18 protein-coding genes are annotated in these 21361 nt (G+C 58.5%); 10 read left to right on the forward strand and 8 right to left on the reverse strand.

Annotation, left to right across the window (positions count from 1 at the left end; translation table 11 throughout):
- Positions 1-152: 152 nt before the first annotated feature.
- From WFO70_RS12505 to WFO70_RS12515, 3 genes are all read right to left on the reverse strand, one after another.
- Entirely contained in the window at positions 153-1118 is a 966-nt protein-coding gene (locus WFO70_RS12505; RefSeq protein WP_337016985.1) for a DMT family transporter, read from the reverse strand.
- A 75-nt stretch (positions 1119-1193) separates the two neighbouring features.
- On the reverse strand, positions 1194-2018 hold the full coding sequence (locus WFO70_RS12510) for an AraC family transcriptional regulator (RefSeq protein WP_337016663.1): 825 nt from the start codon (positions 2016-2018) through the stop codon (positions 1194-1196).
- A gap of 80 nt (positions 2019-2098) precedes the next feature.
- Positions 2099-2947, reverse strand: a complete 849-nt coding sequence (locus WFO70_RS12515) for an SDR family oxidoreductase (protein WP_337016664.1) — start codon at positions 2945-2947, stop codon at positions 2099-2101.
- A gap of 89 nt (positions 2948-3036) precedes the next feature.
- Between WFO70_RS12515 and WFO70_RS12520 the strand changes: the two genes are divergently transcribed.
- Positions 3037-3417, forward strand: a complete 381-nt coding sequence (locus tag WFO70_RS12520; protein WP_337016665.1) for a winged helix-turn-helix transcriptional regulator — start codon at positions 3037-3039, stop codon at positions 3415-3417.
- 50 nt (positions 3418-3467) lie between these two features.
- On the opposite strand, the gene cpdB is transcribed toward WFO70_RS12520, so the two are convergent.
- Positions 3468-5411, reverse strand: coding sequence for a 2',3'-cyclic-nucleotide 2'-phosphodiesterase (gene cpdB, locus WFO70_RS12525; RefSeq protein WP_337016666.1), 1944 nt, complete (start codon positions 5409-5411; stop codon positions 3468-3470).
- A 190-nt stretch (positions 5412-5601) separates the two neighbouring features.
- Here cpdB and cysQ point away from each other — a divergent pair, with 190 nt between their 5' ends.
- Positions 5602-6342 (forward strand): 3'(2'),5'-bisphosphate nucleotidase CysQ, encoded by a 741-nt coding sequence (gene cysQ / locus WFO70_RS12530; protein WP_337016667.1) that lies wholly within the window; start codon positions 5602-5604, stop codon positions 6340-6342.
- Here the strand turns inward: cysQ and WFO70_RS12535 are convergent.
- Positions 6336-6893 (reverse strand): YtfJ family protein, encoded by a 558-nt coding sequence (locus tag WFO70_RS12535; protein WP_337016668.1) that lies wholly within the window; start codon positions 6891-6893, stop codon positions 6336-6338. The two genes, cysQ and WFO70_RS12535, sit on opposite strands and share 7 nt — an antisense overlap.
- A gap of 324 nt (positions 6894-7217) precedes the next feature.
- Here WFO70_RS12535 and WFO70_RS12540 point away from each other — a divergent pair, with 324 nt between their 5' ends.
- Positions 7218-7424 (forward strand): DUF1107 domain-containing protein, encoded by a 207-nt coding sequence (locus WFO70_RS12540; protein WP_032616223.1) that lies wholly within the window; start codon positions 7218-7220, stop codon positions 7422-7424.
- Positions 7425-7481: 57 nt separating this feature from the next.
- Here the strand turns inward: WFO70_RS12540 and WFO70_RS12545 are convergent, their stop codons facing one another.
- Entirely contained in the window at positions 7482-8819 is a 1338-nt protein-coding gene (locus tag WFO70_RS12545; RefSeq protein ID WP_337016669.1) for a hemolysin family protein, read from the reverse strand.
- 188 nt (positions 8820-9007) lie between these two features.
- A complete protein-coding gene (gene msrA, locus WFO70_RS12550) occupies positions 9008-9649 on the reverse strand; it encodes a peptide-methionine (S)-S-oxide reductase MsrA (RefSeq protein ID WP_337016670.1) in 642 nt (213 codons plus the stop codon).
- Between the two features lie 224 nt (positions 9650-9873).
- Here msrA and tamA point away from each other — a divergent pair, with 224 nt between their 5' ends.
- Genes tamA through WFO70_RS12565 form a run of 3 tightly spaced genes read left to right on the forward strand, consistent with a single transcriptional unit; the run spans position 9874 to position 15727 of the window.
- Positions 9874-11607: an autotransporter assembly complex protein TamA gene (gene tamA / locus WFO70_RS12555; RefSeq protein WP_337016671.1), complete on the forward strand. Its 1734-nt coding sequence runs from the start codon at positions 9874-9876 to the stop codon at positions 11605-11607.
- A complete protein-coding gene (tamB, locus tag WFO70_RS12560; RefSeq protein ID WP_337016672.1) occupies positions 11604-15380 on the forward strand; it encodes an autotransporter assembly complex protein TamB in 3777 nt (1258 codons plus the stop codon). Before tamA ends, tamB begins: the two co-directional genes overlap by 4 nt.
- 2 nt (positions 15381-15382) lie before the next feature.
- The gene (locus WFO70_RS12565; protein WP_337016673.1) at positions 15383-15727 is read left to right on the forward strand and encodes a gamma-glutamylcyclotransferase family protein; all 345 of its coding nucleotides are present in this window, start codon (positions 15383-15385) and stop codon (positions 15725-15727) included.
- A gap of 147 nt (positions 15728-15874) precedes the next feature.
- Here the strand turns inward: WFO70_RS12565 and ppa are convergent, their stop codons facing one another.
- Entirely contained in the window at positions 15875-16402 is a 528-nt protein-coding gene (gene ppa / locus WFO70_RS12570; protein ID WP_181622003.1) for an inorganic diphosphatase, read from the reverse strand.
- Positions 16403-16711: 309 nt separating this feature from the next.
- On the opposite strand from ppa, the gene ytfQ reads away from it, so the two are divergent.
- The 4 genes from ytfQ (at position 16712) to yjfF (ending at position 21290) form a co-directional block, all read left to right on the forward strand.
- A complete protein-coding gene (gene ytfQ, locus WFO70_RS12575; RefSeq protein ID WP_032616231.1) occupies positions 16712-17668 on the forward strand; it encodes a galactofuranose ABC transporter substrate-binding protein YtfQ in 957 nt (318 codons plus the stop codon).
- A 98-nt stretch (positions 17669-17766) separates the two neighbouring features.
- Entirely contained in the window at positions 17767-19269 is a 1503-nt protein-coding gene (ytfR, locus tag WFO70_RS12580) for a galactofuranose ABC transporter, ATP-binding protein YtfR (protein ID WP_337016674.1), read from the forward strand.
- Positions 19270-19279: 10 nt separating this feature from the next.
- Positions 19280-20305: a galactofuranose ABC transporter, ATP-binding protein YtfT gene (ytfT, locus tag WFO70_RS12585; protein ID WP_337016675.1), complete on the forward strand. Its 1026-nt coding sequence runs from the start codon at positions 19280-19282 to the stop codon at positions 20303-20305.
- Positions 20292-21290: a galactofuranose ABC transporter, permease protein YjfF gene (gene yjfF, locus WFO70_RS12590; RefSeq protein ID WP_337016676.1), complete on the forward strand. Its 999-nt coding sequence runs from the start codon at positions 20292-20294 to the stop codon at positions 21288-21290. Before ytfT ends, yjfF begins: the two co-directional genes overlap by 14 nt.
- Positions 21291-21361 lie beyond the last annotated feature (71 nt).

Genomic DNA, 21361 nt, shown 5'->3' on the forward strand with positions numbered 1-21361 from the left:
GGCCAATACGTTTAATATTCATGTGGACACCTCCCCCTGGGAACTGAAGTTAACACCTCAGTCTGGCACTCTGATGCCGTAAGGTGGGAGGTGTCCATCACATCGGCCTACATACCCGTAGGCCCGGCAAGCGTAGCGCCGCCGGGCAATATCTACAGCTCCGAAGCCGGCACAACCAATGGTTTTTCCGGCTTCGCACTCACCGCAATCACCACGCCCACCACCAGTAACGCAATCCCCGTGCCGGTTAACAGTGGCGGCAGGCTCTGGCGCATCAGGAAGGTATACAGCAACCCGGCCAGGGTTTCGAAAACGATTAACGGGCCTAAGATCACCGTCGGCAATTTCTGGCTGGCGACGTTCCAGCACAGGGCTCCCACCCAGGAGCAGCAGATAGCAATGGCCACCATCAGCCCGAGGAAGACCCAGGGCCGCGGCCCCAGCGGCAGGGCAAAGTCCGGCTGCTGCACGTTCAGCCAGGCGCAGGCAGCAACATAGCCCAGCAGCGACACCGGCAGCGTCACCAGTGCCTGGGCGGTGGCCCACATCATCGGATGTTTGTCCGGATTTTCCCGCAGCCAGCGGGCATTACGCAGGGCGTACCACGCCCAACACACCACCGACACCGACGCCAGCAGGATCCCCGAGACGTAGCGCCAGCCGCTGCCTCCGGCCACGCCGTGGCGCAGCTCGGCAACGTTGACGCAGGCTAGCCCCAGCGCAATGGCTACCAGGCCGGGCACCATCTTTGACCACGCCAGCTTGCCGTCACGCTGGCTGTAGAGCAGATTGGCGAATACGGGGATTACCACCGGCAGCGTGCCGATGATCATCGTTGAGACGGGTGCCCCGGTACGCTGAATGGCGCTGGCGAGGCAAACGTAGTAGATGAGGTTGCCCATCATGGTCAGCGCCAGGGCGGTCAGCCAGTCGCGGCCGGTAAGCTGGCGCAACCGCGCCCGGCCAAGCCAGGCGATCGGCAGCGCGATAAGCCCCAGCGCCAGATAGCGCCCCATCGACTGCAGGGCCGCCGGGTACTCCGGCACGATCAACGGGCCGACAAAAATCAGCCCCCACATCAACCCTGCAAGCAGGGCGTACAACACGCCGCTAACCATTTTTGTATCCATTTTCGCTGAACCTGCAGGCAGTGTAGAAAGGCAAAAGGGGGGCGTATTGTACGAGATTGCGCATTAGCGCTTCGCGACCTGTTTCTGGTAGCGCACGGGGGTGATGCCGTACCGACGGGTAAACGCCCGGGTCAGGTGTGACTGATCGGTCAGGCCCGTCGCAGCGGCCACCTCTGCCGCCGGAAGCCCCTGCGTAAGAAAGGCTTTGGCGCGCCACAGGCGGATCGCCATCAGCATCTGGTGGGGCGTGACGTGAAAATGGGCCTTAAACTGGCGCTGAAAATGGTATGGACTGAGGGACACCACCTGCGCCAGCTCATCGAGGGTCAGGGAGTGCATATAGTTGTCATGCAGATAGTCGCGCACCCGCTCGAAGCGATGTGCCCCTTCGCGCACAACCGGGGCATGGCGCGCCAGCGGCTGGAAGGTATCAATCAGATCCAGCAGCAGACCTTTTTGCGCCAGCGGATCGTCGGTGTGCCACAGGCCGTAGATCAGCTGACAGATCTGCCGGGAACGTCGCGGATCCTGGCGGGTCACATCGCTGAACCACCAGTGACGGATACCCGTCACCTCTTCCAGCAGATCCGGCTCGAGGTAGATCATCCGGTAGCGCCAGCCGTCGGCAGTTTCCGCCTCGCCGGTGTGCAGCTCGTCGGGATTCATCGTCACAACGGAATGGACGGGGGCGACGTACTGTGTCCCGCGATAGCGAAAGCGCTCGGCACCGGCTTCAATGGCACCGATCCCGAAGGCTTCGTGCGTATGGGGCTCAAAGGCGTAGCGGGAGATATGGGCGTGATACAGCTCCACGCCCGGCAGCTGCGCCAGATGGCGAAAGCGGGCGCTGTCTCTCTCATCGAAGAACTGTTCGGGTACGCCTTGCACGGTGAGCCTCCTCGCGGGTCAGATTTCATTATCAGAGATGACCCGCGGGGATGCCACCATAATTAACCCGCTTTTAACAATTACAGGATCCCTTTCACGCTCTCGGCCAGGCTGGTGGTCGGGCGACCCAGCAGCGCGCTCAGGGTGCGGCTGTCATCAAACAGGCCGCCCTTCGAGGCCCCGACGTCGGAGTCGGCCAGCATATCGGCCAGGCCCGCCGGTAAGCCCACGCTCTTCAGCGCGGCGGCAAAATCGGCTTCGCTCAGGTTCTGATACACCACCTTTTTGCCGCTCTGGCGGCTCAGTTCGGCAGCGAGATCGCTTAACGTCCAGGCCTGATCGCCCGCCAGCTCATAGACTTTTCCGGCATGTCCCTCTTCGCTGATGACGCGGGCCGCGGCAGCAGCATAGTCAGCGCGGGTCGCAGAGGCGATTTTGCCCTCAGCCGCCGCACCGATGAACACTCCATGCTCCAGAGCCGGTGGGGCGCTGGCGAGGTAGTTTTCGGTATACCAGCCGTTACGCAGCAGCGCGTAAGCAATGCCGGATTCTGCCAGCGCTTTTTCGGTAGCGACGTGCTCCACGTGCAGGCCCAGCGGGGAGGTGTCGGCATGCAGCAGGCTGGTGTAGGCGATAAATTTCACCCCCGCTGCCTTCGCCGCGTTAATCACGTTCTGATGCTGTGGTGCGCGCTGGCCCACTTCGCTGGAGGAGATCAGCAGCAGTTTATCCACGCCCGCGAGCGCGGCGGTGAAGGCCGCCTGGTCGGTGTAATCGGCCTGGCGGACGGTCACGCCCTGCTGGCTCAGCGCGTCGGCCTTCGCCGGGTTACGCACAATGGCGACCAGCTGGCTGGCGGGAACGGTTTTCAGCAGCTGTTCAATAACGAGTTGGCCAAGCTGGCCGGTAGCGCCGGTAATCGCGATCATGATGAATATCCTTCGTCTCGGGTGAATGTTGTGGCACACTATCACTCAAACTAACTTTTAGTAAGTACGTACAAAAAGGTAAGTATCAAATGACCCATCTCACCCTCAGTGAGCAGCTGCGCGACGGCAATCTCTTTGCCGAGCAGTGCCCTTCCCGGGATGTGCTCAAGCATGTGACCAGCCGCTGGGGCGTGCTGATCCTGGTGGCGCTGCGTCAGGGGACGCACCGCTTTAGCGATCTCCGGCGCAAGATGGGCGGGGTAAGCGAAAAGATGCTGGCCCAGTCGCTACAGGCGCTGGAGCAGGATGGTTTTATCAATCGGGTGTCGTATCCGGTGGTGCCCCCGCATGTGGAGTACAGCCTGACGCCGCTGGGGGAAGAGGTGAGCGAAAAGGTGGCGGCGCTGGCCGACTGGATCGAGCTCAATTTACCGCAGGTGATGAGTAACCGGGATGAGCGTGCGGCTTAGTTGCCGGGTGGCGGCTACGCCTTACCCGGCCTGGAAAACCGCATTTGCTGCTATTTGCTTAAATCCACCTGATAAATCGCAAACCCGATCTCATCGGTTGCGACCTGCTGCATCGGATACTGCGCCTTCTCTTTGATAAACGCCGCCGCTTTTTCGGATGGCGCGGTCTCAAAGCGAATATCCAGCTTCACGTTGCTGTGGATCGGTGCCAGACGCCAGTTGTTGTCCGCTGCCGGGTGGATTTCGCCGGACTTTTTCGACTGCTCACCGATCCACGCCGCCAGCACCGAACGGTTCTCATCCGGTGAGGCGAAGGCGATATGGCTGTCGCCGGTCCCGGCAAACTTACCGCCGTAGGCGCGGTAGTTATTGGTTGCCACCAGGAAGGTCGCTTTTGGATCGATCGGCTTGCCGTTGAAGGTCAGGTTCTTGATGCGCTCCGCCTCGGCATTCACTACCTGGCACTCGCCGTCATATTTCGCTGGCCCTGAGACATCAATCTGGTACTCCACGCCGTCGATCACGTCGAAGTTATAGGTGCGGAACCCGTCCCAGTTAATCAGCGCCTGCGGTTGAGTGCTGTTCACATCGATCTGGTTGAACTGGCCCGCCGAGCACTCCAGCCACTCCTTCACCTCCTGGCCGGTGGCTTTGACCACCACCAGGGTGTTGGGATAGAGGTAGAGGTCGGCGGCGTTGCGGAAGGTCAGCTGGCCTTTCTCCACTTCAACGTAGCTGGCCGGATCGTTCTTGCGCCCACCCACCTTAAAGGGCGCAGCAGCGGAGAGTACCGGCAGTTTCGCCAGGTCCGGATCCCCCTGAATATAGCGCTCCACGTAGGCCTTCTGCGCCATGTTCACCACCTGCACGGTAGGATCGTCCTGCACCAGCGACAGGTAGCTGTACATGTTGTCGGAGGACTTGCCGATCGGTTTGCTGACAAACTCGCGGGTGGCGTCGTGGTCGTGCTTCAGCACCTCGACAATCTTTTTATCCTCGCCCACCAGCGCTTTTTTGGTCGCCAGATCGTAAATCGGCCGCGCTTCTGCCTTCGACTGGGTCACCTGCCATTTGCCGCCGTCATTATTCAGCACCAGATCGACCACCCCGAGGTGATCGCCCCACATACCCGGCATCACTGCGGGCACGCCGTTCAGCGTCCCTTTGGCAATATCCGCCCCTTTGATGCTGGAGAAATCTTTGCCCGGGAACACCGCGTGGGCGTGGCCGAAGAGAATGACGTCGACGCCTTTCACTTCGCTGAGGTAGTAAACCGAGTTTTCCGCCATCGCCTGATACGGATCGGCAGACAAGCCGGAGTGGGCTACGACGACCACCAGATCGGCACCTTTCTCGCGCATCTCTGGCACATACTTGCGGGCGGTTTCGGTAATGTCGTTGACCGTCACTTTGCCGCTCAGGTTGGCCTTATCCCAGGTCATGATCTGCGGCGGCACAAAGCCGATATAGCCAATCTTCAGGGTCTGCGGTTTCCCGTCCTGATCGGTCACGGTGGTCTCTTTGATCAGATAGGGGGTAAACAGCGGCTTGTTGGTCTTAACGTCGATGATATTGGCGTTAACGTACGGGAATTTGGCCCCTGAGAGCGCCATGTGCAGATAGTCCAGCCCGTAGTTAAACTCGTGATTGCCGAGGTTGCCCACCGCGTAGTCCAGGGTGTTCAGCGCCTTGTACACCGGATGGATATCGCCCTTTTTCAGACCTTTCGCCGCCATGTAATCCCCAAGCGGACTACCCTGAATTAAGTCTCCGTTATCCACCAGCACGCTGTTTTTCACTTCGCTACGCGCGGCATTAATCAGGCTGGCGGTGCGCACCAGGCCAAACTTTTCCGTCGGCGCATCTTTGTAGTAGTCGAAGTCCATCATGTTGCTGTGCAGATCGGTGGTTTCCAGAATGCGGAGATCGACCGTCGCCGCCTGCACGCTCGCTGCAATCAGCGTCGCCAGGAGCGTTGCGCTAAACTTAATCATCAGAGGAGTCCTTTTTTTGATACAGGCCACAAAAGAATATGTATCACTATTTTTTTGCTTACAGAATTGTGAATCCTGCCAGAAAAAAGCGCCCTGAAACCGGAATTGCTTCACAGATAGCGGATTTATTCACAATGCGATATAAATAAAACAAAGAGTTAAACCCACTGTGTTAACAAAGAGGTGGAGAATGTTAGATAAAATTTGTCAGCTCGCACGGGATGCGGGCGATGCCATCATGCAGGTCTATGATGGCAAGGTCCCGATGGACGTGATCCAAAAAATCGATGACTCACCGGTGACCGCCGCCGATCTCGCGGCGCACGGGGTGATCCTGAAGGGACTGCAGGCGCTGACGCCCGATATTCCGGTGCTGTCAGAAGAAGATCCTCAGCCCTGGGAGCAGCGCCAGCACTGGCAGCGCTACTGGCTGGTCGATCCGCTGGATGGCACCAAGGAGTTCATCAAGCGGAATGGTGAATTCACTGTGAATATTGCCCTTATTGAGAAAGGCAAGGCGGTGCTGGGCGTGGTCTATGCCCCGGTGCTGAAGGTGATGTACAGCGCCGCCGACGGCAAAGCCTGGAAAGAGGAGTGCGGCGTGCGCAAGCAGATTCAGGTGCGTGACGCCCGGCCACCGCTGGTGGTGATCAGCCGTTCACATGCGGATAATGAACTGCAGGAGTATCTGCATCAGCTGGGTGAGCATCAGACGACGTCGATCGGCTCCTCGCTGAAGTTCTGCCTGGTGGCAGAAGGGCAGGCGCAGCTCTATCCCCGTTTCGGGCCAACCAACGTCTGGGATACGGCGGCAGGTCATGCCGTTGCCGCCGCCGCGGGCGCGCATGTTCACGACTGGCAGGGCAAGCCGCTCGACTATACCCCGCGTGAATCCTTCCTGAATCCGGGCTTCCGGGTCTCGCTTTACTGACCGAGCAGCTTATGCAGCAGGGCAATCACCTGCTGCACCTCTTCCTGGGTCAGCGCCCCGTCTTTCGCCCACTGAATGCGGCCCTCTTTATCCAGCACCGCTACCGCTGAACTCTCCTCTTTCAACTGCCACGCGCCGCGCGCTGTGCCATTACTGTCGACGACAATCTGCGACCAGGGATAGAGCTTTTTATTGCTCTCAAGGCTGCTGCGCACGAACATGCCGGAGCCCGGGATCGCATCGTCGGTGTTAACGATGGTAGTGGTCTGGTAGCCATCTTTTGGTAAATGTGCCGACTTGATCGCTTCAATTAAGGTTGCGTTTTTCTCTTTTGCCGACGAGCGGCCGGCAATATGCAGCACAACTCGCACTTTGCCTGGGAGCTGCGCGCTATTCCATTTTTTGTAGCTAAACTCATTATTGTCGAGGATCAATTCTCCCCGGTCGGCAATGCCCACCGGCGGCACACGTTGTCCCTTCTCGAAATTATGTGCAGATGCCATCATTGGCAGCAACAGGCAGGCCGTTGCCAGGATGTTACGTAGAGTCATGGTGTTTCCTTATTTTTTTGGCAGGTGATCCGACCACTTGGTCATACGTTTTAATCATAAGTGCGATCGCGGCGCTTTACCCGCAATCCCGGTGCCAGAGTGAGGGGGAACGCACATATCTGCACAAAAACGAAGGCTTATACTGCCCGAAAGTTACGATTGCAAAGAATACTCTGATTATTTGTCATCAAAAGGTAAATATACTTATGCAGACTGGGTATCGCAGTTTTTCTGGACTATAGTCATTGGGCAATAAATTTGCGCTCCAGAAAGTCGGCCCGATTGTGGCGCCGCAAGAGCGTATGATTCGCAGGAGATAATAGAATGAAAATTTTCCAACGCTACAATCCGCTTCAGGTGGCGAAATACGTAAAAATCCTGTTCCGTGGACGGTTGTATATCAAGGATGTTGGCGCTTTTGAATTTGATAAGGGCAAAATCCTTGTCCCAAAAGTGAAGGATAAACAGCACTTTTCTGTGATGTCCGAAGTCAACCGTCAGGTTATGCGTCTGCAAACTGAGATGGCTTAACCAACGTGCTATGCAGTAAAAAAAACGGCTCCCGAGGGAGCCGTTGATGTTTGTGGCTTACGCCGACACCTTCTCTTCGGCGTCCGGCAGTTTCGGCACCAGCACGGTCGGCTTGTTGTCGATACGCGTCACCAGCAGCTGGTCGATGCGGTAGTTGTCGATATCCACCACTTCGAACTTGTAGCCCGAGAACTTCACCGAGTCGGTACGTTTCGGGATCTTACGCAGCATAAACATCATGAAGCCGCCAATGGTCTCGTAGTTGCCGGACTGCGGGAACTCGTCGATATCCAGCACGCGCATCACGTCATCAATCGGCGTACCGCCGTCCACCAGCCATGAGTTCTCATCGCGCGCCACAATCTGCTCTTCCAGCCCCTGGCCCACCAGATCGCCCATCAGGGTAGTCATGACGTCGTTGAGGGTGATGATCCCCACCACCAGCGCGTATTCGTTCATGATCACCGCGAAGTCTTCTCCGGCGGTTTTGAAACTTTCCAGCGCTTCGGAGAGCGTCAGGGTATCCGGCACAATCAGCGTATTGCGGATCTGCACGCCGCTGTTCAGGGCCAGGCTCTGGTTCGCCAGCACGCGGTTCAGCAGGTCTTTGGAGTCCACATAGCCGATGATGTGGTCGATATCTTCATTACAGACCAGGAACTTGGAGTGCGGATGTTCCGCCACCTTGTTCTTCAGGCTCTGCTCGTCTTCATGCAGATCGAACCAGATGACGTTCTCGCGGCCGGTCATCGACGACGGCACGGTACGGGATTCCAGCTCAAACACGTTCTCGATCAGCTCATGCTCCTGCTTGCGCAGAACACCCGCCAGCGCCCCGGCTTCAAACACGGCATAAACATCATCAGAGGTGATGTCGTCTTTACGCACCATCGGCAGCTTGAAAATGCGGAAAATGGTATTCGCCAGGCCGTTAAAGAACCACACCAGCGGGCGGAACACGAACAGGCAGAAGCGCATCGGGTTGATGATGCGCAAAGCCACGGCTTCGGGCGCAATCATACCGATGCGTTTCGGGGTCAAATCGGCAAACAGAATGAACAGACCGGTCACCAGCGAGAAGGAGAGGATAAAGCTCAACTGCTCGGAGAGTTCAGGGGAGAAGTAGTTAGAGAACACGCTGTGAAACACCGGAGAGAACGCGGCATCGCCGACAATACCGCCCAGGATGGCAACCGCATTAAGGCCAATCTGCACCACGGTGAAGAACATCCCCGGGTTTTCCTGCATTTTCAGCACACGTTGAGCGTTGATATCGCCATCATCGGCGAGAAGTTTAAGTTTGATTTTACGGGATGCGGCCAGCGAAATTTCTGAAATTGAGAAAAATGCACTGACGGCTATCAGACAAAGTATTACTAAAATACTGTTTAACATATCTTATCCGGCTTCTCGCCAGATCCTCGGAGGGAAGTTGGTCATACAGGGTTGTAGCGTTTATGAACACCGGTCCGAAGCGGTAGGCCGGTTATTTCAGCGGCTAGTATAGCGTAAATGTCTGTAAAGCCGCCAGAGATCACTTTTTGAGCCGGTTCTGCCCACAAACAGGCAGAACCGGTTTACTGTTATGCCAGCTGAGGCGGCAGGCAGACGCCGATGCCGCCGATACCGCAGTAGCCGTACGGATTTTTGTGCAGGTACTGCTGGTGATCATCTTCCGCGTAGTAGAACGGCAGGGCGGTGGCGATCTCGGTGGTGACCTGACGATCGTCGTGAGCCTCGTGCATCGCCTGCTGGAAGCGCGCCAGGCTGTCCCGGGCCGCCGCGTCCTGTTCCGGGGTGAGCGGATAGATCCCCGAGCGATACTGGGTGCCGTGGTCATTGCCCTGGCGCATACCCTGCGCCGGATCGTGATTTTCCCAGAACACCTGCAGCAGCTGTTCGTAGCTGATGACGCTCGGGTCATAGACTACCCGTACCGCCTCGGCATGACCGGTCTGGCCGGAGCAGACTTCGCGGTAGGTGGGGTTAGGGGTATAACCGCCGGTGTAGCCCGCCGCGGTGCTGTAGACGCCCGGCAACGGCCAGAACAGGCGCTCCACGCCCCAGAAGCAGCCCATGGCGAACAGGGCGATCTCCATCCCGTCGGGAACGTTGGTCATCGAGTGACCGTTCACGGCGTGCAGGGTGGCGACGGGCATAGGGGTGTTACGTCCCGGTAATGCGTCCGCCTGAGCAACCAGGTGCTTTTTATCGAATAAACTCACGGTGTGACCTCCGGACAGGTGATGTTTGGGTTAAGGTTGTCACGACGCGTTTAATTGAACACAATAAATGCGGTGAATGAGTCTAGATTTAATCATAAGAAATATTAGGGTGTTTAACCCTTTTTCAACCCGTGAATTGGGTTTTGGGCTTTATGCCGTGATCTGCTGCGGAGCGGCACTTCATCTGCCTCCAGGGGTGGAAACAAGGATATTCAGGAGAAAACGTGCCAAAAATCCGCCAGTTATGTTTAGTCAGTTTCTTGCTGACAAGCGGAGTCGCCGATGCGGCGAATGTTCGTTTGCAGGTCGAGGGGTTATCTGGCGCGCTGCAAAAAAACGTACGCGCACAGCTCTCCACGATCCAGAGCGACGAAGTGACGCCAGACCGTCGCTTCCGTGCCCGTGTGGATGACGCCATCCGCGGCGGCTTAAAAGCGCTCGGCTATTACGAACCCACCATCGACTTTGAGTTGCGTCCACCTCCGGCCAAAGGGCGGCAGGTGTTGATTGCCCGCGTCAAGCCGGGCGAGCCGGTGCTGATCGGCGGTACGGACGTGGTGCTGCGCGGCGGCGCGCGTACCGACCATGACTACCTCGATCTGCTGAATACGCGGCCGAAGAACGGCACCGTGCTCAATCACAGCGACTATGACGGCTTCAAAAAAGATCTGACCAAAGTAGCGCTGCGCAAAGGCTACTTCGACAGCCAGTTCAATAAAAGCCAGCTCGGCATTTCCCTCGACCGACATCAGGCGTTCTGGGACATCGATTACGACAGCGGAGAGCGCTACCGCTTTGGTGACGTCACCTTCGAAGGCTCGCAAATCCGCGACGAGTACCTGCAGAACCTGATCCCGTTTAAAGAGGGCGACTATTACCAGTCGAAAGATCTGGCCGAGCTCAACCGTCGCCTGTCGGCCACCGGCTGGTTTAACTCGGTGGTGGTGGCCCCGGAATTTGATAAAGCGCGCAAGACCAAAGTCCTGCCGCTGCACGGCGTGGTGTCGCCACGCACCGAGAACACCATTGAGACCGGGGTCGGCTACTCCACCGACGTCGGCCCGCGGGTGAAAGCGACGTGGAAAAAGCCGTGGATGAACTCGTACGGCCACAGCCTGACCACCAACGCCAGTATCTCCGCGCCTGAACAGCAGCTCGATTTCAGCTATAAAATGCCGCTGCTGAAAAACCCGCTTGAGCAGTACTACCTGGTGCAGGGCGGCTTTAAGCGCACCGATCTGAACGATACCGAAGCGGACTCCACGACCCTCGCCGTATCGCGCTACTGGGACCTCTCCAGCGGCTGGCAGCGCGCCATTAACCTGCGCTGGAGCCTTGACCACTTTACCCAGGCTAACGTCACCAACACCACCATGCTGCTCTATCCGGGGGTGATGATCAGCCGGACCCGCTCCCGCGGCGGGCTGATGCCGACCTGGGGCGATTCCCAGCGCTACTCGGTGGACTACTCCAATACCGCCTGGGGCTCGGACGTTGATTTCGTGGTCGTGCAGGCGCAAAACGCCTGGATCCGCACGCTTTATGACCGGCATCGCTTCGTGATGCGCGGCAATCTGGGCTGGATTGAAACCGGCGACTTCGAAAAAGTGCCGCCGGATCTGCGCTTCTTCGCCGGGGGCGATCGCAGCATTCGTGGCTACAAATACAAATCCATCGCGCCAAAAGATGACGACGGCAAGCTGATCGGGGCCTCGAAGCTGGCTACCGGCTCGCTGGAGTATCAGTACAACGTCACCGGAAAATGGTGGGGAGCGACCTTTATCGACAGCGGAGAAGCGGTGAGCGATATCCGCCGCAGCGACTTTAAAACCGGCGCGGGCGTCGGGGTGCGCTGGGAGTCACCGGTCGGGCCTATCAAGCTCGATTTCGCCGTGCCGGTGGGTGATAAAGACGAACACGGTTTACAGTTTTACATCGGTCTGGGGCCTGAATTATGAGTTTATGGAAGAAAATCAGCCTCGGCGTTGTGGTGTTTATCCTGCTGCTGCTGTCGGCGGTGGCCTTTCTGGTGGGCACCACCAGCGGGCTGCATCTGCTGTTTAAGGCGGCGAACCGCTGGGTGCCGGGGCTGGAGATTGGCCAGGTCACCGGCGGCTGGCGCGACCTGCATCTGAAAAACGTCCGCTACGACCAGCCGGGCGTGGCGGTTAACGCCGGGGATCTGCACCTGGCAGTGAAGCTCAGCTGTCTGCGCGACAGCAGCCTGTGCATCAACGATCTGTCGTTAAAAGATGTCTTCGTGACGATAGATTCGAAAAAAATGCCGGAATCGGCCCCGCCTGCCGAAGAGGAGAGCGGCCCGCTGGATCTCTCCACGCCATACCCGATTACGCTCAGCCGGGTGGCGCTGAATAACGTCAACGTCAAAATCGACGACACCACCGTGTCGGTAATGGACTTCTCCTCCGGCCTGCGCTGGCAGGAGAAAAACCTGACCCTGACTCCCACATCCCTGCAAGGGCTGCTGATTGCCCTGCCAAAAGTGGCGGACGTGGCGCAGGAAGAGATCGTCGAGCCAAAAATTCAGAACCCGCAGCCGGAAGAGAAGCCGCTGGGGGAAACGCTGAAAGATCTCTTCTCTAAACCGGTCCTGCCGGAGATGACCGACGTGCATCTGCCGCTGAACCTCAATATCGAAGAGTTTAAGGGCGAACAGCTGCGCCTGACCGGCGATACCGATCTGACGGTCTTCAACATGCTGCTGAAGGTGAGCAGTATCGACGGCAACATGAAGCTCGACGCGCTGGATATCGACACCAACCAGGGGAGCGTCAACGCCACCGGTAATGCGCTGCTGCGGGATAACTGGCCGGTGGATATTACCCTCAACAGCAGCCTGAACATCGACCCGATCAAGGGTGAGAAGGTGAAGCTGAAGGTCGGCGGCGCCCTGCGCGAGCAGCTGGAGTTTGGCGTGAACCTCTCTGGCCCGGTGGATCTGGTGCTGCGCGGCCAGACCCGGCTTGCCGAAGCGGGACTGCCGCTCAACCTGGAAGTGGTCAGCGAACAGCTCTACTGGCCATTTACCGGCGAGAAACAGTACCAGGCCGATGATGTGAAGCTGAAGCTCACCGGCAAAATGACCGACTACACCCTGTCGTTCCGCACCGACGTGAAAGGGGAGGGGCTGCCGCCTGCGGGCATTACGCTGGATGCGAAGGGCAACGAGCAGCAGATCAATCTCGATAAGCTGACGGTCGCCGCGCTGGAGGGCAAAACCGAGCTGACGGCGCTGCTCGACTGGCAGAAGGCGATCAGCTGGCGCGGAGAGCTGAAGCTCACCGGGATCAACACCGCCAAAGAGGTGCCGGACTGGCCATCGAAGCTCGACGGGCTGATCAAAACCCGCGGCAGTCTGTACGGCGGCAGCTGGCAGATGGACATCCCGGAGTTGAAAATCACCGGCAACGTGAAGCAGAACAAGGTGGACGTAAAAGGTTCACTGAAGGGGAACAGCTACCTGCAGTGGATCATCCCGGGCCTGCACGTGGCGCTGGGCCGCAATACTGCCGATATCAAGGGTGAGCTGGGGGTGAAAGATCTCGATCTGGATGCCACCATCGACGCGCCGAATCTTGATAACGCCCTGCCGGGGCTGGGCGGAACGGCGAAAGGGCTGGTGAAAGTGCGCGGCACGGTCGAGGCCCCGCAGCTGCTGGCCGATATCACCGCCAACGGCCTGCGCTGGCAGGAGCTCTCCATCGCCCGCGTGCGGGTCGATGGCGACGTCAAATCCACCGATCAGATCGCCGGGCACCTCAACCTGCGCGTGGATCGTATTTCCCAGCCGGGCGTGAACCTTAGTCAGGTGACGCTGGAGGCCAAAGGTAGCGAGAAGCAGCACGATCTCCAGCTGCGCGTCCAGGGCGAGCCGGTCTCCGGCCAGCTGCACCTGGCGGGCAGTTTTGACCGCGAAGCGATGCGCTGGAAGGGCACTCTGGATAACACCCGCTTCGCCACCCCGGTGGGGCCGTGGTCGTTAACCCGCTCCATTGCGCTGGATTACCGCAACGCGGAGCAGAAGATCAGCATCGGGCCGCACTGCTGGACCAACCCGAATGCCGAGCTGTGCGTGCCGCAGACCGTGGATGCGGGAGCCGAAGGCCGGGCGGTGGTGAACCTCAACCGTTTCGACCTGGCGATGCTCAAGCCGTTTATGCCGGATACCACCCAGGCCAGCGGCGTGTTCAGCGGCAAAGCGGATGTCGCCTGGGATGCCACCAAACCGGGGCTGCCGCAGGGCAACGTCACGCTCTCCGGGCGTAACGTGAAGGTCACGCAGGTGGTGAACGACGCGCCGCTGCCGCTGGCCTTCACCACCCTGAACCTCACCGCCGATCTGCACAACAACCGCGCCGAGCTGGGCTGGCTGATCCGCCTCGCGAATAACGGACAGTTTGACGGCCAGATCCAGGTGACCGATCCGCAGGGGCAGCGCAACCTAGGCGGCAACGTCAATATCCGCAATCTCAACCTGGCGATGGCGAACGCCATTTTCTCCCGGGGCGAGAAGGCGGCGGGGATGCTGAATGCTAACCTGCGGCTGGCCGGCAACGCGCAAAGCCCGCAGCTGTTTGGTCAGATGCAGCTCAACGGGGTGGATATCGACGGCAACTTTATGCCGTTCGATATGCAGCCGAGCCAGCTGGCGATGAACTTCAACGGCATGAGCTCGACCCTGACCGGAACCGTGCGTACCCAGCAGGGGCAGATCAACCTCAGCGGGGATGCCGACTGGAGCCAGATCGATAACTGGCGTGCGCGGGTGGCGGCCAAGGGCAGCAAGGTGCGCATCACGGTGCCGCCGATGGTGCGCCTGGACGTCTCGCCGGACGTGGTCTTTGAGGCCACGCCGCAGCTGTTTACGCTCGACGGTCGGGTGGATGTGCCCTGGGCACGTATTGTGGTCCATGACCTGCCGGAGAGCGCGGTGGGCGTCTCCAGCGATGAGGTGATGCTCGACAAAAATCTGCAGCCGGAAGAGACAAAGCGGGCCTCTATCCCGATCAACAGCAACCTGATCGTGCACGTGGGCAACAACGTGCGGCTGGACGCCTTTGGCCTGAAGGCGAGGCTGACCGGCGATCTGAAGGTCGCACAGGATAAACAGGGGCTGGGCCTGAACGGACAGATCACCATTCCGGAAGGGCGCTTCCACGCCTACGGCCAGGATCTGATTGTGCGTAAAGGCGAGCTGTTGTTCTCCGGTCCGCCGGATCAGCCGCTGCTGAACATCGAAGCGATCCGTAACCCTGAAGCCACCGAGAATGACGTGATCGCCGGGGTACGCGTGACCGGTACCGCTGACGAACCGAAAGCGGAAATATTCTCCGATCCGGCAATGTCCCAGCAGGAAGCGCTCTCATACCTGCTGCGCGGGCAAGGTCTGGACAGCAATCAGAGCGACAGTGCGGCGATGACCTCAATGTTAGTCGGCCTGGGGGTTGCACAAAGTGGTCAGGTTGTGGGTAAAATCGGGGAGACGTTTGGCGTAAGCAATCTGGCGCTGGACACCCAGGGGGTCGGTGACTCTTCTCAGGTGGTGGTCAGCGGCTATGTACTGCCGGGTCTGCAGGTGAAATATGGCGTGGGGATCTTTGACTCGCTGGCGACACTCACGTTACGCTATCGCCTGATGCCTAAGCTATATCTGGAAGCGGTGTCTGGCGTAGACCAGGCTCTCGATTTGCTCTATCAGTTTGAGTTTTAGCAATGCGAATATTTGTTTACGGCAGTTTACGAACCAAGCAAGGCAACAGCCACTGGATGACCAACGCCCAGTTGCTCGGGGATTACAGCATCGAGAACTACCAGCTGTACAGCCTGGGTCACTACCCAGGCGCGGTTCCGGGGAACGGCGCAGTACAGGGTGAGGTGTATCGTATTGATAATGCCACCCTGGCCGAACTTGATGCCTTGCGCACCAAAGGCGGGGAGTACGCTCGCCAGTTGATCCAGACACCTTACGGCAGTGCATGGATGTACGTGTACCAACGTTCGGTCGAGGGTCTGACGCTGATTGAAAGCGGTAACTGGTTAGACAGAGACCAGTACTGAGATAAACAACGCCACCTTCGGGTGGCGTTGTTTTTTTGACATCAACGGAAGGTTTTGTAGGCCGGGTAAGGCGTAGCCGCCACCCGGCAACTGGCCATACAGACAAAAAAAAGCCCCGACGAATCGGGGCTCTTAACGCAGAAAGAATTACTTCTTAGCGCGTTCGAAGGAGGCAATGATTTCAGCTTTCGCCGCTTCTGCATTGTCCCAGCCGTCAACTTTCACCCATTTGCCTTTCTCGAGATCTTTGTAGTGCTCGAAGAAGTGAGTGATCTGCGCTTTCAGCAGCTCTGGCAGGTCGTTCACATCTTTGATGTGATCGTACTCTTTGCTCAGTTTGGTGTGCGGTACCGCAACCAGTTTCGCATCTTCACCGGATTCGTCGGTCATTTTCAGCACGCCAACTGGACGGCAGCGAATAACGGAGCCTGGCTCCAGCGGATATGGCGTTGGGACCAGCACGTCAACCGGGTCACCGTCCAGAGACAGGGTGTGGTTGATGTAACCGTAGTTGCACGGATAGAACATCGCGGTAGACATGAAACGGTCGACGAACAGCGCGCCGCTCTCTTTGTCCACTTCGTATTTGATAGGATCAGCGTTCGCCGGGATTTCGATAACTACGTAGATGTCTTCCGGCAGTTCTTTACCCGCTGGGACGTTGAGTAAGCTCATGTCTGTGTCCTTTAAAATGATTGGTAATCAAGTGGCGAGTATTATAGCCAACTGACGCTGAATGTCTTCGCCTGTTTTCGCCATTTCCTTCTCCCGCACGCCACTATCAGCCCATTCTCATGACAAGATAATCCATAAACTCAGCCGCATTTTTAATGGCTCAATGAAAGCGATTACAAACTTGTGATTAACGTTTTATTCACTTCTCTGAAGTGTGATGTAACACACTCCGTTACATCTCGCATTGTCTATAGTTTGTCCGCAGAACACCTTTTACCCAACAATAAACTACCCTACGAGGACGTTCTTATGTGGAAGCGCTTACTTCTTGTCACAGCAGTTTCAGCAGCCATGTCGTCTATGGCAATGGCCGCCCCATTAACCGTAGGATTCGCACAAGTCGGCTCAGAATCAGGCTGGCGAGCGGCTGAAACCAACGTCGCGAAAAGCGAGGCCGAAAAGCGCGGTATCACGCTGAAAATCGCCGACGGTCAGCAGAAACAGGAAAACCAGATCAAAGCGGTGCGCTCTTTCATCGCCCAGGGCGTTGACGCCATCTTCATTGCACCGGTCGTGGCAACAGGCTGGGAGCCGGTTCTGAAAGAAGCCAAAGATGCCGAAATTCCGGTCTTCCTGCTCGATCGTTCCATCGATGTAAAAGACAAATCTCTCTATATGACGACCGTCACCGCCGACAACGTACTGGAAGGTAAATTGATCGGTGAGTGGCTGGTGAAACAGGTGGATGGCAAACCCTGTAACGTGGTTGAGCTGCAGGGCACCGTCGGGGCCAGCGTGGCCATTGACCGTAAGAAAGGCTTTGCTGATGCCATCTCTAAAGCGTCAAACATCAAAATTATCCGCTCTCAGTCCGGCGACTTCACCCGCAGTAAAGGGAAAGAGGTTATGGAGAGCTTCATCAAAGCCGAGAACAACGGCAAAAACATCTGCATGGTTTACGCCCACAACGATGACATGGTAATCGGCGCCATTCAGGCCATCAAAGAAGCAGGTCTGAAACCGGGCACCGATATCCTGACCGGCTCCATCGACGGCGTGCCGGATATCTATAAGGCGATGATCGACAAAGAGGCCAACGCCAGCGTTGAGCTGACGCCAAACATGGCGGGCCCAGCCTTCGACGCGCTGGAAAAATTCAAGAAAGACGGCACCATGCCGGAGAAAGTCACCATCACCAAATCCACCCTTTACCTGCCTGATACCGCGAAAGAAGAGTTAGAGAAGAAGAAAAATATGGGCTACTGATCCCTTTTTCCTCTCCCTCCGGGAGAGGGTAGGGTGAGGGGAATTGCCGGGCGGCGCTGCGCTTGCCCGGCCTACGGGTTGTGCCGGGGGACGACATTATGACCACAGACCAACACCAGGAAATCCTCCGCACAGAAGGATTGAGTAAGTACTTTCCCGGCGTAAAAGCGCTGGATAACGTCGATTTCAGCCTGCGTCGCGGCGAGATCATGGCCCTGCTGGGGGAGAACGGCGCCGGGAAATCCACGCTAATCAAAGCCCTGACCGGCGTCTATCACGCCGATCGCGGCACCATCTGGCTGGAAGGCCAGGCCATTTCGCCAAAAAATACCGCCCATGCCCAGCAGTTGGGGATCGGGACCGTCTATCAGGAAGTGAACCTGCTGCCGAACATGTCGGTGGCCGATAATTTGTTTATCGGTCGTGAGCCCAGGCGCTTTGGCTTTTTGCGCCGCAAGGAGATGGAGGCCCGCGCCACCCGGCTGATGGAGTCCTACGGCTTCTCCCTCGACGTGCGCGAACCGCTGAACCGTTTTTCCGTGGCGATGCAGCAGATCGTCGCTATCTGCCGCGCCATCGACCTCTCCGCCAAAGTGCTGATCCTCGACGAACCCACCGCCAGCCTGGATACCCAGGAGGTGGAGATGCTCTTCACCCTGATGCGCCAGCTGCGCGATCAGGGGGTGAGCCTGATTTTCGTCACCCACTTCCTCGATCAGGTCTATGCCGTTAGCGACCGCATTACCGTCCTCCGTAACGGCAGCTTTGTCGGCTGCCGCAATACCCGCGAGTTGCCGCAAATCGAGCTGGTCAAAATGATGCTGGGCCGCGAGCTGGAGACCAACGCCCTGCAACGTGCGGGCCGCACCCTGCTCAGCGAGAAACCCATTGCAGCATTCAAGGATTACGGCAGGAAGGGCACCATTGCCCCCTTTAACCTTGAAGTACGTCCCGGCGAGATTGTTGGTCTGGCGGGGCTGTTAGGCTCCGGCCGTACCGAAACCGCCGAGGTGATCTTCGGCATCAAGCCGGCCGATACCGGCAGCGCCCTGATCAAAGGCAAACCCCAGGCGCTGCGCTCTCCGCATCAGGCCTCCAGCCTTGGGATTGGCTTCTGCCCGGAAGACAGGAAAACCGACGGGATTATTGCCGCGGCCTCGGTGCGCGAAAACATCATTCTGGCCCTGCAGGCCCAGCGCGGCTGGCTGCGGCCTATTCCGCGTAAAGAGCAGAACGCCATTGCCGAACGCTTTATTCGCCAGTTGGGGATCCGCACCCCAAGCGCGGAACAGCCGATCGAGTTTCTCTCCGGTGGCAACCAGCAGAAGGTGCTGCTGTCGCGCTGGCTGCTGACCAAACCGCAGTTCCTGATCCTCGACGAGCCGACGCGTGGTATCGACGTGGGGGCGCACGCGGAGATCATCCGCCTGATCGAAACCCTCTGCGCCGACGGCCTGGCGCTGCTGGTTATCTCCTCGGAGCTGGAGGAGCTGGTGGGCTATGCGGATCGCGTGATCATCATGCGCGACCGACAGCAGGTGGCCGAGATCCCGCTGGATGCCCTCTCCGTTCCGGCAATTATGAACGCCATTGCGGCATAAGGAGTACATCGTGATGTCACGTTCACTCTCTCAGACCGGCGAGCCGAAGCGCCGCTTCAGCTGGCCCACCGGCACGCCGCAAATCATTGCCCTGGTGCTGGTGCTGCTGGTGGATAGCCTCGTATCGCCCCATTTTTATCAGATTATCCTCCAGGATGGCCGCCTGTTCGGCAGCCCGATTGATATCCTGAATCGCGCCGCCCCGGTGGCGCTGCTGGCGATTGGCATGACCCTGGTGATCGCCACCGGCGGTATCGACCTGTCGGTCGGGGCGGTGATGGCCATTGCGGGTGCCACCGCGGCCTCGATGACCGTGGCCGGACACAGCCTGCCGGTGGTGCTGCTGGTGACCCTGGGCACCGGCGTGCTGGCCGGGCTGTGGAACGGCATCCTGGTAGCGATCCTAAAAATACAGCCCTTCGTCGCCACCCTGATTTTAATGGTGGCCGGACGCGGGGTGGCGCAGCTGATCACCTCCGGGCAGATCGTCACCTTCAACGCCCCCAGCCTGGCGTGGATCGGCAGCGGCTCGCTGCTGTTCTTCCCGACGCCGGTGATCATCGTGGTGGTGACCCTGATTGCCTTCTGGCTCTTCACCCGTAAAACCGCCCTCGGGATGTTTATTGAAGCGGTGGGGATCAACATTCGCGCCGCGAAAAACGCCGGGGTCAGCACCCGCCTGATGGTGATGCTGACCTACGTCTTAAGCGGGGTGTGCGCCGCGATTGCCGGGATTATCGTTGCCGCGGATATTCGCGGGGCGGATGCCAACAACGCTGGCCTGTGGCTGGAGCTGGATGCCATTCTCGCGGTGGTGATCGGCGGCGGGTCGCTGATGGGCGGGCGCTTCAACCTGCTGCTGTCGGTGATTGGCGCGCTGATTATCCAGGGGATGAACACCGGGATCCTGCTGTCCGGTTTCCCGCCGGAGCTTAACCAGGTGGTGAAAGCGGTGGTGGTGCTCTGCGTGCTGATCGTCCAGTCGCCGCGCTTTATCAGTCTTATTAAGGGGATGCGTGGCCATGATAAAACGTAATTTACCGCTAATGATCACCCTGGGCGTGTTTGTGCTGGGCTATCTCTACTGCCTGACGCAATTCCCCGGCTTTGCCTCGACGCGGGTGATCTGCAACATCCTGACCGATAACGCCTTCCTCGGGATCATCGCCGTCGGCATGACCTTTGTGATCCTCTCCGGTGGGATCGACCTCTCCGTCGGGTCGGTGATCGCCTTTACCGGCGTCTTCCTGGCGAAAGCGATCGGCTACTGGGGGATCTCCCCGCTGCTGGCCTTCCCGCTGGTGCTGGTGATGGGCTGCGCCTTCGGGGCCTTTATGGGGCTGCTGATCGACGCCCTGAAGATCCCGGCGTTTATTATCACCCTCGCCGGGATGTTCTTCCTGCGCGGCGTCAGCTATCTGGTCTCTGAGGAGTCGATCCCGATTAACCATCCGGTGTATGACACTCTCTCCAGCCTGGCGTGGAAAATCCCCGGCGGTGGCCGCCTGAGCATTCTCGGGCTGGTGATGCTGGGGGTGGTGGTGATCGGCATCTTCCTTGCCCACCGCACCCGTTTTGGCAACGAGGTATACGCCATCGGCGGCAGCGCGACCTCCGCCAACCTGATGGGCATCTCCACCCGCAGCACCACCATCCGCATCTACATGCTCTCCACCGGGCTGGCGACGCTGGCGGGGATCGTCTTCTCCATCTATACCCAGGCAGGCTACGCCCTAGCAGGGGTGGGCGTGGAGCTGGACGCCATTGCCTCGGTGGTGATTGGCGGTACGCTGCTGAGCGGCGGGGTCGGCACGGTGCTGGGCACGCTGTTTGGGGTGGCGATCCAGGGGCTGATCCAGACCTATATCAACTTCGACGGCACCCTCAGTTCGTGGTGGACCAAGATTGCGATTGGCATTCTGCTGTTCATCTTTATCGCCCTGCAGCGCGGGCTGACGGTACTGTGGGAGAATCGCCAGAGCTCGCCTGTTACCCGGGTGAGTACCACGACCATCAAGTGATAACTCGCTGAATTTGCGAACAGTCTAAATCTTTTCCGGTAGCGGCCGATAACCCTTAATTCTGTCCAGAT

This window comes from Leclercia sp. AS011 (genome assembly GCF_037152535.1).
GTDB lineage: Bacteria > Pseudomonadota > Gammaproteobacteria > Enterobacterales > Enterobacteriaceae > Enterobacter.